The sequence below is a fragment of the Streptococcus pseudopneumoniae genome (assembly GCF_038148955.1).
Taxonomy (GTDB): Bacteria; Bacillota; Bacilli; order Lactobacillales; family Streptococcaceae; genus Streptococcus; species Streptococcus pseudopneumoniae_T.
Genome location: NZ_JBBJZY010000001.1, coordinates 226,423 through 240,986, shown reverse-complemented (window position 1 = coordinate 240,986; position 14,564 = coordinate 226,423). Strand labels below are relative to the sequence as shown.

The 14,564-nt window shown below is 41.2% G+C and carries 3 protein-coding genes and 1 pseudogene; all 4 read left to right on the top strand.

Translation table 11 applies throughout. The features are described from left to right. Positions 1-942, top strand: a 942-nt coding sequence (locus WKI23_RS01125; protein ID WP_368078656.1) for an Rpn family recombination-promoting nuclease/putative transposase, incomplete at its 5' end; no start/stop codon positions are given. 5 nt (positions 943-947) lie between these two features. Then, positions 948-1,067, top strand: a pseudogene (locus WKI23_RS09400) (Rpn family recombination-promoting nuclease/putative transposase); the annotation flags it as partial. A gap of 1,232 nt (positions 1,068-2,299) precedes the next feature. Further along, positions 2,300-13,315 carry a YSIRK-type signal peptide-containing protein gene (locus WKI23_RS01120; RefSeq protein ID WP_368078655.1) on the top strand — a complete coding sequence of 3,672 codons (11,016 nt, stop codon included), beginning with the start codon at positions 2,300-2,302 and terminating at the stop codon, positions 13,313-13,315. A 268-nt stretch (positions 13,316-13,583) separates the two neighbouring features. Beyond that, positions 13,584-14,486: a hypothetical protein gene (locus WKI23_RS01115; protein WP_368078654.1), complete on the top strand. Its 903-nt coding sequence runs from the start codon at positions 13,584-13,586 to the stop codon at positions 14,484-14,486. Positions 14,487-14,564: the final 78 nt, after the last annotated feature.

Genomic DNA, 14,564 nt, shown 5'->3' with positions numbered 1-14,564 from the left:
ATCAGCCCAACTAATGACTTGGTTGCTAAGAAAATTTTCAGCAACCCAGAAATCACTTGTCAATTTATTCGCGATATGCTGGACTTGCCAGCAAAAAATGTGACCATTTTGGAGGGAAGTAACATTCACGTCTTGCCTTCCATGCCCTACTCGGCTCAGGATTTTTACACTAGTATAGACGTTTTGGCAGAGTTGGACAATGGGACACAGGTTATTATTGAAATTCAGGTGCATCATCAGAATTTTTTCATCAATCGCCTGTGGGCTTACCTGTGTAGTCAGGTCAATCAAAACCTCGAAAAAATCCGCCAACGAGAAGGTGATACCCACCAGAGCTACAAACATATCGCACCAGTATACGCAATCGCGATTGTGGACAGCAATTACTTCTCAGATGACTTGGCTTTCCACAGTTTTAGCATGAGAGAGGACACGACAGGTGAGGTTTTAACCATTACCAACAATGGACAGGAAAATCATCTAGTCAAGATGGCATTCTTGGAATTAAAAAAATACAGAGAAACCAGCAAAGACGAGGTTCGCAAGCCCTGGTTGGAGTTTTTCGGCAACAAGCCCTTTACTCAACAACCCGAGCGAGCTATCAGCCAAGCAGACCAACTGCTGGATTACAAGAGCTGGTCCGAGGAGGACAGGAAGATGTTTAGTCAACTACGTATGCGAGAAGAACAAGCCTTGTTAGCACAGGACTATGCCTTGGAACAAGCTGAAGAAAAAGGGTTGGAGAGAGGTCGTGCAGAAGGACTTGAACGTGGTCTTGAACGCGGTCGTGCAGAGGGGATTGAACAGGGACTGGAGCGTGGAAAACTTTTTGCCTTCCTAGATATGGTTTGCCAAGGTCTTCTGACTTCCGAGGTAGCCAGTCAGCAGTTGGGTATGTCAGCATCTGAGTTTGAGGCGCTATTGAAGGACCACCATAAATAAGACCTAAAAAATACAGAGAAACCAGCAAAGACGAGGTTCGTAAACCCTGGTTGGAGTTTTTCGGGAATAAACCCTTTACCCAGCACCCCGAGCGAGCCATCAGCCAGGCGGACCAACTGCTGGATTAAAAATTAGGAAATATCGTGTAGAAAATAGTAACAGATTTTATCTCTTTGTGGGATGAAATCTGTTTTTTTGTATGATGGGCAGGTCGTACATCTGAGTGGCAAGTTCTCCGTAGGTATCCGCTATCGGTTAATGCATAGCATATCTGAATGAAATAAGAACTGAACAAATCAGTCAGGAAAGTCAAAGTAATTTCTATCAATGTTTTAGAAGTACTAGTGAACTATTCCAAATTCAATATCCTATAAACAAAAATCAAAAAGCAAACCAGGAGACTTATGTGGGATAGCTCAAAATACTAATCTTAGATTGAGGATAAGAGTAGAATGATAATCAATGGATTTAGAACAAATATAATGAGCTGAAGCTGGGATAGTACAAGGGGCTTTTAAAATATTGTTATAAATTGATTGAAATTCCAAGACCAATTTGTTTGATTCTTGTTTCGTTTTGTTTTAGTTGCTTTTTATAGTGAGTTGAATTTAGAATAGCACATCATAGTTTCTAAAGTATTGTTAGAAAATACTTTAAAATCCCCTTATCAATTTGTTCATATTTTATTTCAATCTACTATATTTCCAAGCTTGATTATCATGAAGTAAGGGCTGAAAGTGGTCTAGGAATAGGAGTGATTTTGGAGCTGAGAATCGTCAAAGGAAGGAATAAGGAGATTGTGGCTCTAGGAATAGGGGATAGTGAGATGAAATAAAAGCTGAACAATTCAATTTCTAACCAGCTAACCATTTAATCTGGTTGCAAATAGGTATCGAACAAGTCCCGTAAGTCTTAGACATTTTTCAGAAACTAATGATAAACTCTTCCGCTCCAAAAATAGGGAGGTTTTTCAAACTAAAATCCGGATTCATACTTGGTTTCTAAATTATATTTAATATATTCACACTACTAAAAGCCATCCAATTATAACTATTATTATACTAAAATTTTCATAAATAAAGATATAGAAAAGTTATTAGTTTCTAGGAAATAAATCAAAAAAGCGTATATCTATAATAAATATAATAAACATATACTAAAAAATTTTCTAAAAATCAAGATTTTTGGATGATTGGATGGTAAATTCGGGGGGGGGTATGGTATAATTATTACTAGACTGTACACTGGGTGCAGTGGGTTAAATAGTTCTATCAATACTATTTAATATCATGTGAGTTTGAAGATGATAAGGCTATTTTTGTTTTCAAAACAACTTACAAAAAAGGAGAAAGATTTCATGGACTTTGGAAAATATAACAAAGAAAAGGTTTTCCGATATTCGATTCGAAAATACCACTTTGGTGCTGCCAGTGTCGCGGTTGCGGCATTGATGTTCTTTGCCAACGGGGCAGTAGCAGCGCATGAACCCATCACTCCAGCTACGGCAAGTGATGTCGTTACGGCAGGTTCTGATGGCAATGCAGATGGAAATCCGGCGTCCTCGGATGAGGGAGATTCGAACAAGGTTTCAACTGACCAGCCAGCTGAACTCAAAGCAGCTGATGAGGTGAAAACGCAAGAAGCAGCAGCTGAGGGAACCAATCAAGGGCAATCAGGAGCTGAGTCTAACTCTGCTCAGTCCGAGACAAATCCAGCTAACCAAGAACCTTCTCAAGCAGGAGAAGTAAAAGAGCAAGAACAGCCGACTGTCGCTGATACGACAGCAGCCAAATCGACTCAAGGGAATCTGCAAGCTTTGTTGGCAAAACTAACGCTTAGCTCAATGCAGGAACTTCATGCTGAAGTGGAAGCGCGTTTAGCAGCAGCTAAGGCAGTTTTGGAAGATCCAAAAGCGACGCAAGCGCAGGTTGATGAGCAAGCAAGACTGATGGCTGAGCTTATGAGCCGTGTCAATCAAGCCTTGACACCTAGCCTAGAAACTCCAACAATCTTGGAAAAAGCAGGTCTGACATCTACAGGTTTGGCATCTACTGGACTTGCTACTCCAGAGGGAGCTACGACTGCGCAACCAAGTGGAGGAAAAGGTCGTAGAAGAGCTTTGAGCGAGCCTACATCAGATGAAAATCAAGTTAGGCCATCTGCTGGAGGAGACTCAACAGGTTCTGGAGCTGGCTCTCAAGCTACTCCACAGACGCTTCCAACCTACACAAATACAGAAGGTAAAAATGGTGTTTATGACCTAAAAGATGAGTTAGAGTTTATCACTAATCAACTCCGAGCTAACGGAGCATCAGCAGATAAAATCCAAGCAGCCAAGGCAGCTGCTGATAAGTTCAACGAGGCTTTCTCTAAAGGCGATACTATCAGTCAAGAAGATTTTAATGCTGCCTTAGCAGACCTGAAAAAATCGCGTGAACTGATCGAAAGAGTTCTTGCTGAAAATGAAGCAAATGCAGGAGTGGTAACAGGACCTGCAACCCCAAGCGAAAACAATGTCACCATCCAACCGCGCACCAGCACTACAGGATGGTCAGGTTTCCGCTCGATGCCAGCAGGTGTTGCACGACCGCGTGCGCCTCGTTCAACTGAACGTGCATCTCGTGATAATGGGATTGCCTTTATCGATGCCAAAAGGCACTATTTTGATAATGATGTCGATATCACATCACCTTATGACCAATACACCTATGCTTTCTGGAATAAGAAAGCCTTAACTCCAGGTGATAAACCTGATAATGTGGCGGATATTATTGAATATTTGAAGGAAGATGTTGAAAAAACACCAACTGGTTTCAGATGGAGAATCACAGTCAACCCTACTCGTAAAAATCTGGATGGCATCAGTCTCCTATTCACAGTTCCTTCAGGGCAGTCTTTAAAGGCAAATAGTGTTACGATAACGAAGTCGACTAGTGAAGGTTCTACTTCTTATAACTCGGAAGCGCGTGATGGCAAAGATGAACTAGCTGCTACCATGGAAAAAGCTGGATTTGATAATGTTAAGACGGGTACTCCAACTAATACAGGAGCTGGTAATGTAGGTAATTTTGGAAGTCCTAACTATTATAAAGCGGGTAGTGTGAGTGATTGGGTATTTGAGACACAAGGTAATGGTTATTACGTCCGTGGAAATCCAAGTCAGGCTAATGCTGAAAATGGGTATGAAAATACAGAAGAGCAAGGGAAAAGTACTGACAAAGTTAATCAAATAATCCGTTCCTCCGGTAAGACTTATTATGGACGCCTACAAGGAAATACAGCCTATAGAATCGAATTTGAGACGACTGGTGGAAATGACCTCGATAAACTAGACTACCTGTCTAGTATAAAAGGTTTCCAAGACTCCCATCGTTACTTCGGTTTGCAGATGCATGCTCGTCTGGATAGAGAAATTAAATCAACAGGGCAATTCCGTTTCCTACTAAGGAAGAATGGTTATTTTCAAGTTAATCAAGACCATAGGGCAGCTGAATTTGGTACTGCAGCATGGAGCTATAATGCAACTAGAAATGGAATCACTTATCAGAGTGTCCCTATCGGTTCTTTTGACGGAACAGACTCCAGAATAAAAGGTATCATTACTTATAATCCTAATGGTTCTTATATTTGGGAATACAATAAGTTCGATATCCGAAATTATGGAGAGTACAAAGATAAAAATGGTGATCCCTATAGAGATCCAAAAGGCAAAAAAAGTGCGTATGAACTTGCTGAGGAAAATGGTCAACGCTTTGATTACTATTCAGGCACTACGTCTATCACGCCTGAAAAGTTAGCAGAAGAAGTTAGTAAACAACCAGGTGTGCATACCTATACCTATGTACGTAGCTTTTCAGATGGTTCACAAGACAAGGGTACGATTCACTTCGTTACAAAACCAAAGACACCAACCATTGAGACGGACTTAAGTAATGTGGGTGATGGACCTGCTAATATAGTAGCAGGGAATGGAACCCAAGGGCTTAAGATGTATCTTTATAGAAAAGTTGGTAATAAACTCATTGCTGTTCGAAGTGACGGTAGCGACGTCGAGTTAGATAGCAAAGGAAAACCTGTCAACAAAACCGGAAATGAACAAGCAAACGTTACAGCTGGAGCAAATGGCAAGGGTACTTTCAACATTTCTAAGTTGCAACTAGGCGAGTATGTGGTGAAGACGGTTGTTGACGGCACCTGGTACGACTATAAGAATGATGGTAAAAAAGAAGAAACGGTTGAGTCTGATGAGTCAAATGTAAGGAAAACACTTCCAGCTAAAATCGGACCTGCCAATACTAAAGATGGCGATCAACTTGATTTTGCGTCAGGTAACAAACAATATATCGGTTATCCTCAAAACCAGCATATAGGACCTAAAAGTATTCGTTTCTTGGTGAAAGGTGCAACCAATATCACCAAACTTGAGGTTGATAGTGGTGGCGGCTATGGAAATCCTGGACGCTTCGCAACAAACTTCTGGAGAGTAGATGGGCTAAACTCTCAAAAAGCAACAGTTAGAGCGTGGGTATCCGACGGTATCAATAACGGTATTACAGATAATAGTAAAGCTGGTATTACGAATCTAAAAATTAGAGCTACGCTAGCTGATGGAACTAAAAAGGAACTAACAACAAGTCTGATTATTCCACCAAACAAACAGAACTTAGCCGATAACCAAAACCCTGGCTTGGTAGATAAAGCAAATGAAAAACCGACGATTCGAACCAAGAGTTTTGGAAACAATCTCAACGGAACCTACACAGTTGGAGATCAAACATTGGTCTGGAAAGCCTTGTTAGTAAAAGGTGGAAGTGATGACTACGATGGACCTCAACCGATTACAAAAGGTTATGATGTTGTAGCGGAAACTGGCTTGAATCCTGATGGAACTGCAACTTTCACAGCTGATAGCTATAAGAAAGATAAAATTGGAACGGATCCATTAAAGGTAACGCTTGCATTAGTAAACTCTAAGACAAATCAGGTTTTTGAAAACCTAGTCCTTCGGAGAAGTGACAATAGCGTTCAAGCTACTGCTCCTCGAACAGACTATGTCCAAAAACCTGGACGCTTAACCTTTATCCAAGGGGAAACACCTACATGGGGAGACCCTAAGATCTACTTCACCTACGGAGATGGCTCTGCTATCGAGGCTAATAGAACTTTCCTATGGGCAAATTCTTTAAATCAGACAGCGCCAAGCAACCCTGACTTGTCCGTAGGAACTGGAAAAAACATAGAAGTTCTAGCTGCTAACCCTGGAGGAGCTGCTAAGAAAATAAATCTGACCTATGATGTAGTCGCGCCTGTGACCCCTAAGAACAGCATGTACACGGTCAAAGGGAAAGATTTTGTTAAACCAAACACTACGACTCCGGCAGTGGCATCAGATTTCTATAACAACACTGATGGTAAGACCATCGCGTGGAAGGCAAACTCAGCTCCAGATAAAAATGCAACTGTAGGTCAAAACCATACAGCAACCGCTACTGTGACCTATCCAGGAGTGGACAAAGATGGACATGCTATTACCCGTGATGTTACGGTCACCTATGGTATCGTTGATTCAAGCTTAACCAAGCATACATGGACAGCTGACTACAATGGAAAACTAACAACAGGGACAGGAACTAATCCCGATGCTGATGCAAGAAACTACCTCAGCAAGGATAACTATACAAATGGCAAGATTCAAACCGCCGAGTTTGTAGCAACGTCTAGGACAAACACAGAGGCACCATCAACAACCAAACCAGGTAGTGTCAATAAAGAAATCAAGGTAACCTATGACAATGGTCAAACGCAAAACTTTGGTCTTCTTGTCCAAGTGAAACCGGATAAACCTCGTGTCACAGATGACTTGGGAGAAAAAGCAGGCCTCAGCAACCAAACTGTCACAGTCACCAATGTTCCAGCCAATGCTGGTACAGTCAATGTAACCCTCAAGGTAGATGGAAACGTGATAACAGACACTCGAACAACTGTAAATGGCTCAACAGCAACCGTTACAGTTCCTGGCGTCCTACCAAAAGGAGCAATCACAGCGACTGTAGCATTGACAAATACTAGTCACGACTACCAAACAAATCGAGATAATAACTACACACTCAACTCAGACGATAGTGATCCAGTGAACAGTAGAGGTCGTAAACCGCAAAAACCAGAGATTCGTCAAGATAAGGAAGGTGATTTGGCGGTTACAGCGACAATTGGTCAAGATGGTGCCAATAAAGCGATTTTCAGCTACACCACTACAGGAAATCAAAGCAAAGAGATTACCTTTGAAAAAGGAAGGGACGGTACTTGGAGCAAGGTCGGAGCTACTACAGATTCAACAGTTGCCATCCGTAATAACGCTAATGGAACGGCTGAAATTCACATGACGGGTGGAACTGCTACTGCAGGAACCTCTGTCTCTATCAAGCAACAAACAGCCTACTCAGACTTTACTGACCCAGCAACTCTGACTGCTTATGGTCGTATGACAATACCGAACCTCAATGCAAGAGAGGATACCAGTGTTACCATTACACCAGCCTCAGATGCCAATAAGTTGACCGTTACCTATACACCAAGCAACCAAACTGTGACTACAACTGTCACATTGACCAAAAACAATGCTGGTCAGTGGCAAGGGCAAGCAGGATTTAGCGTATCAGGCAATACGGTAACCTTGGCAGCAGGAGCTGCTAAAGCAGGAACAGAAGTTTCTGCTAAGGCTGAAAGTTCAAACACAATTAGTTTGCCAGGAAGAGCTAATGCTAAGCCTGCTGTACCGACAGTCAATGGCAGTGGCGCTTATGCAAATAACTTAGACTCAACAAGTCGAACCATTACAGGTAGAGGTTTGGTAGGTGCAACTGTTAAGATTACTCTTCAAAATGGGCAAGAGCGTACAGCAGCTGTTGACTCTAATGGTGACTGGAACTACACACTTGCATCTAACGAAGTCTTGACTCAAAACGTACTGTCAGATAACACGAGCGGCTATAATAGTAGAGCTGTGAGCGTGAAACAGGTTGTCAATAATGTAGAATCTGGAAGTGTGGACAAAAATGTTTTGATTGGTTTCCCTACCTTGGACAATCCTGTTGCTGCAGGTCGTGATATTAGCTTCTCTTTACCAAAAGATGTGGGATTGAGCTATATTCAATTTGGCAATAGTTATAATGAAGAAGTAACCGTTAAGAGGGATAATGGTGTTTGGAAGCTTGACGGACGTTTTGCAGATAAATTGAGTATAGAGACAGTGGCTCAAGACAATCCATCCATCACTAAGCTTAAAATTAGCGTTAAAAATCCGACTACTGAAAGTGCTATTCCTTTCCGTCTGGTAGAGGGAGAACGAAAGATTCGTCTACGTATGCATAAGTCAAATGCTTCAGGAACTGCTGCTCCTGGTACTTCTCAAATCACTGTAGGGGAAGGTAGTAACCGTGGGGACTGGATTTATGCCAACGTAACAAATGAAAAACCAAGTATCGCTGCTAAAGCTACTATTAAAGATACTTACGTTGCCAATGAGAAATTAACAAAAGCGAAACTTCTTGATCTGGTAACTGTCACAGATGCAGAGGACGATGCTGCTAAAACAGTTGGTCAAAATGCAAAACAAAAAGTAACAGTAGCGATTACCAAAGGTGATCAAGCCGTTACATTAGCTGACGGAGACTACCTTAAAGAAGGTGACTACAATCTGGTGTATAGCACCAGTGACGCTGCTGGAAAAGCTGCGGACAATCTGACACGTACCATTCATGTTCAGTCTATCAAAGACGCTACAAACATCACCCTTACTCAAAAAGAAGAGTTCACATCAAGTGATGTTACAAACAATAGCTTTACAGATACAGCGAAAGATCGTTTTGTTGCCAAAATCAAACAACAAAATCCAAACTTACCAGCCAATACTCGAGTGGAGAAAGTGACAGATCCTGGATTAGGCAATGTTGCTAAAATCATTTTTGAAGATGGTTCTGAAAAGCTTGTAACTGGATCAGATATTGCTGTACCAACACAGCCAGTAGTAACACCAGAAGCAGGATACGGACAAAACTTGAGTTCGACGACCCGTAGCATATCAGGTACAGGTATTCCGGGTGCAACGATTAAGATTACCTTACAGGGTACCAAAGAAGTTTCAACAACAGTTGGAACGGATGGTACTTGGACCTATGACTTGAAAAATGGGGAACTGCTCTCGCAAAATGAAAAACAAGATGCGGCAACTAAGGTAGCCGACCCTGTTTCAGTCAAGCAAGAAATTGGTGGCATGATTTCTGCGCCAAAAAATGTTACCGTTAGCTTAGGAAAAGCCGAATTTGCAGAAACTCCAGTTCAAGCAGGACGTGATATTGTTGTTCGTGTACCTCATGATGCCAGTCGTTTCTATGTTGTTATTGCAAGTAAAGATGGAAGTAAGTATCAGTATGGAGTTAATAAGACTGCTGCTGGAGGATGGCAGGTAGTAGAAGAACGTGCAACAAGTGGTGGAAGTTTCACAGCTACTGGAAGAAGCACAACTGACTTAACAGAGGAACAAAGCAATAATCCATCAGAAAAACTACTGAAACTACACATTAAAGATGCCAATACGAAGGCAGATATTCCATTTACCATTCCTTCGTCTAATAATAGCGTAATTGCTCGTGTTCATTATGATAATGCGGTAAATAATCCTTCTGGTGATTTTGCACGAGCAACAGCAACTAATACAGGTCCAAACATTGCTGTAAACGAGCCAAATACACACAATTACACAGCTGATGGCAGCTTGACGCTGGAAGGATTGAAATCTCTTGTCACAGTAACGGACGCAGAAGATGATGCCAACAAGACCGTAGGAAGTCCAGCGCGTGAGAATGTAAGTGTCACCATTCAAAAAGATGGACAAGCAGTTGCCTTAGCAACGAATGACTATCTCAAAAAGGGAGATTACACAGTAACCTACACCGTACGAGATGCGGCAGGTGCAACAGCAACTAAAACCCATACCTTAACGGTTTCTTCATTAGCAGAGTCTAAAGGCTCAAGCATTGCTTACCCTAGTGAAGCGCAAAAAGTAGTCTATGGAAATAGCGATATAGTAAATGGAAACTTCACAGATACGGCTAAAACTAGTTTTGCTACTAAATTGCAAGAGGTAAATAGAGATAACAACAGTCTACCAACAATCAATGGTCAGGGCGTGACATTTACTGCAGGTACAACGAATGAAGAAAGTAAAACTGTAGTAGCGACCTTCCCAGATGGCTCAACGATTGAGGTGCCAAGTTCTAAGGTAGCCAAACCAGCAGCACCAACGATTACGACAACTTCTGGTGATAAACTGAGAGTTACAGATCGTAGTATTTCGGGTACGGCTATGAGCAATGCTTCCAAGGTGACTCTTCACTTCCAAGATAAGCCAGAAGTGACTGTTACACCGAATAATGGTACATGGACTTACAATCTACCAGAAGGAACATACCTCCGCCAAACAGAAGAAGCAACGAAAGCTGGCTATTCAGCGACCAAAGTTAGCGTAACGCAAACCGTCTTTGGTCAGACCAGTGATGCTAGCGAATATGGTGTTGTAGAGAATCGGACGTTTGCAGGTAAGGCTGTCAAGCAAATCGCAGGGAATGCTGCACTTACTGAATTGAACAGTCATCCAGAACGTGGCTTGAACTACCAAGAAAATGGACAAGCAGCAACCCTTCCAGACTACTTGACTGCTACTTGGAAAGGAACACCTGACTTTACGACAGTAGGCACACATACTGCAACACTGGTCATCTCTGAAAAGACAGGCACGAATAATCAAACAAGAACAGTAACGGAAGTAACAGTACCAGTAACGATTTATCCAACAGCTGTGGCGAAACAAGCTAAGTTTGGACAAGTCTACGGTAAAGCCTTGCTCCACGGGGAAGATGCAGCCAACTATGTTAAATTCCAAGCTAATGGAACGGATGTTACCAAACCATCAGATGTAGAGGTAACTTGGCAGACAAAACCAAGTACAGCAGAAGCAGGTCTTGATAAAACAGGAGTAGTAAAAGTTACCTACCATGTAACAGATGAAAATGGTGCAACTAAAGATGAAGTTCAAACTGTAACAATCAGTACACCGGTCTATCATGCTACTGTGAATAATGGTGGTGTTTATACAACAACTTTTGGTACTCGATTTACAAGTTCTACTAGTGCATCTGGTGGGTATCTAACGTCAAATCAAACAAGTAACGTAAAATATTTCTGGGAATCTAGGAGATATTCTAATAGCATACGTAATACTATGGATGCTGATTATCTCGGTAAAAAGAGAGACAATATTCAAGTGCTATATCCTACGGATACTGGAGGAGTTGACTATTCTGATGCACGTTCGGAATTTATCCCAATATACTTCGTTGTTAAGCCGGTTACACCAAGTATTCAAACAACCACTATGGAAGCCGGACAAGCTAGTGTAACTGTAAACAACGTGAACAGTGGTACAACTGTAGAACTTTACGATGTAACTGACACCACTAAAGATCCTGTTAAGATTGGTGAAACAGTAGTGACTAAAGAAGGCAACTACGATAAGAAAGATAATATTTCAGTTCCGTTAACTCAAGGTCAAACTCTTGCTGCGGGTAGAAAAATTATCGCCAAAGTTGTGTATACTTCCGGTAACGATAAAACAGAATCTGATAACAGTTCAGAAGTCGTTATTAAACATCCGAAACCAGCAGAGTTGACGTCAACGGCGAAAATGAATGGTGATTATGAGTTCAGTGTTCCAACAGATGCAGATAAGGTTACATTTAATATTCCTACAGAAAATGATGGAACGAAGACTGTCACTCTTACAAGTGAAAACAGCTGGGCATCTACAGATACTGCTGTTAAGAAAGTTGGAGATAAACTTGTAATTCCGAATGGAACATTAGGAACTACAAATCGTACGGTTCAAATTACAGCAACTAAGGGAGAAGGAGCAGCAGAAAGCTCCGCACGTGACTATACTGTTACTGTTCCAAAACATGAGGTTGAAACGACTAAAATTAGCAAAGTAGTTGGCGGAAGCACCCCTACAAATGAAGAATTGCTGGATGCTGTAACAGTTGATAATAAAGCGTCAGCAACATTAAAAGATGGTACTACTTATCCAACTGCTCTTGGAACTCATACTATTGAAGTTGTAGTGACTTATGCAGATAATAGTACGGAAATTATCAACGTTCCGTATGAAGTGAGATCTGCAGATAAGACAGCATTAGAAGCGTCTAAGACAGCGTTGTCTAACGACATCAACCAAGAAACATCTACAGCAGGTAAGACCGAAGCAAGTAAACAAGCGTTCGAAACAGCTAAGACACAAGCTGAAGACGCCTTGAAGAAAGCTGAAGCTGTGATTGCCAACGCGAACGCAACGGAACAAGACGTAGCGGAGGCGAAAGCGAAAGTAGACGAAGCTAAGCAAAAACTTGCGGATGCCAAAGCTGGTTTGGTAGATAAACCAACTCCTGTACCAAGTAATGATGTCAACACTAACAGCGGTGCTAATACTGACAATAGTGGAAACACTAACAGCGGTACTAATACCGACAATAGTGCTAACACGAACAACGGCGGTACTACCACCCCTGCTGACAGCAATAACGACAGTATGACACCAGATAATAGTGGTAACACTCCAGCTCCTGGTGTGACGACCGACGATAGTAGCAACACCACCCCTGCTACTCCATCGTTTACTGTTGGACAGGCTCAAGCAAGCACTCCAGCTCAGGAAACTCCAGTTTCTACAAACACTCCAAACAATTCAGGCGATACAGCAACTCCTAGCGAGACTCGTCCTGTTGACAAGTCTGAGCTTGCTCGATTGGTTGAAGAACTAGAAACTCGTTTGAAAGACTTGGATGGTATTGATCAATCTGTCATCGACGCTGCGAAGATCATTCTCGGAGAGGGTCAAGAAGCCCTTAGAAATGCTGACTTGACAGAGGCAGGCTTGAAAGAGATTACTGCTAAGGTCAAAAAAGCACTCGAATCCTTGAAAGACAAGCAAGCGACTAAGGATGAAGAAGAAAGGAAAGAAACAAGCAAAGAGCCAGGTCATCTTCCATACGGTACCATGATTGGTAGCCTGCTCGCCCTTCTTGGTCTCCTTCTCTTCCTCATCGCGCGTCGTAAGAAAGAGTCAGAACTCAAGAAATTGACCAAGGAATTAACTAAGGTTCTGCAAGACGGCGACCTTACAAGTGTAGATGCGAAAGTTCTCGACCAAGCACGAGAAGCTCTCGCTCAAGCAGTTGCTTTCCTAGCCGATGAGAAAGAGTCTGACCACACAGAAGATGAGTTGATTGAGAAACTCAAAGCTATTCTTGCTCAGTTAAGATAAGCGACATTTTGAAATGGAGCAAACTTACCATAGAAGCTAATACATGGCTGGATAGCGTCATCTTCTAGTACAAGTAGAAGTCTTTGATGGTAGAGTAAGATAAAGAAGAAACGCGAAACAAGTAAGGTAGTTCATGAAACGGAACTGAAACTTACTAGTGTGGACTCTTGAAGGAAGTAGCGGATAGAAAGAAGTTGAAAATCCTCTTTCTATCCGTCTTTCTTCAGGAATCTATGTAAGCGCTTTAATAAAGAAAGAGGGTAATGAAATGGGAAAACATGAAAGCAGAAAAAATAAACCTATTTTATTAGTAGGGAATGGTATCAATAGATTATTTGCAAACGAGCCAGAAAATGATGATTTCTTTAATGTCGACAAGTTTAGAGGTAAAAAAGAGGCGGAGAAACGTTCATTACATGCTGAGATAAGCGATTCTTTAAGTTTTCCGATGAGGATTTCAGTAAACTATGAGGGGAAAGAAGAAACTGTCGCAGAGGTACTAACTGATTTTTTGAAGGATAAGATGACGATTTCAAAAAGAAAGAAAGAGTTTCTTGAGAACTTATTAACGTTAGAAGTAGAGAATATTTTGACGACGAATTACAGCTTTGAATTTGAAAAAACAATCTGTACTAATCCATCTATTGGAAAAATCTTAAATCTATATGGATATGGGAAGGAGGGTGAAATCAGTAAAAAGGAAAAGGAGCTAGGAATTTATCAGTATATAAAATTAAGTGATAGACAAAAACTATGGCATATACATGGAATAGCAACCAGAAAAAAGTCTATTATACTAGGACAATACTATTATGGCTATTTGCTTTCGCAGGTGATAGGATATACGTCTGAATTATTAAGGAGATGGAATTCTAAAAATGATTTTTATCATCATTCATGGATTGATTGTTTTGTAAGCAATGATATTCATATCCTTGGTTTTGCTTTAGATTTAGCTGAAATCGATTTGTGGTGGCTACTCGCATACAAGAAGAAACATTTTGAATTTACAAAGGTGTATTTTTACTCTAAAGTTGGAGACTTAGATGCTAATGTGAGAATACTCTTGTATACATATGGCGTTATTATAAAAGAAATAAATACAGCTGACTATCATGATTTTTATAATCAAGCGATTACTGAAATAAGAAATGGGATAAAAAATGGATAGAGATTCTACATAAGAAGAGGTATGCTATCTCTTTGATAAAAATGACTCTCATTTGACTTTTTGCACCAAAAATAGTAT

Coding starts and splice junctions, on each gene's coding strand:
- WKI23_RS01120 (WP_368078655.1), top strand. CDS start 2,300: ATGGACTTTGGAAAATATAACAAAGAAAAGGTTTTCCGATATTCGATT.
- WKI23_RS01115 (WP_368078654.1), top strand. CDS start 13,584: ATGGGAAAACATGAAAGCAGAAAAAATAAACCTATTTTATTAGTAGGG.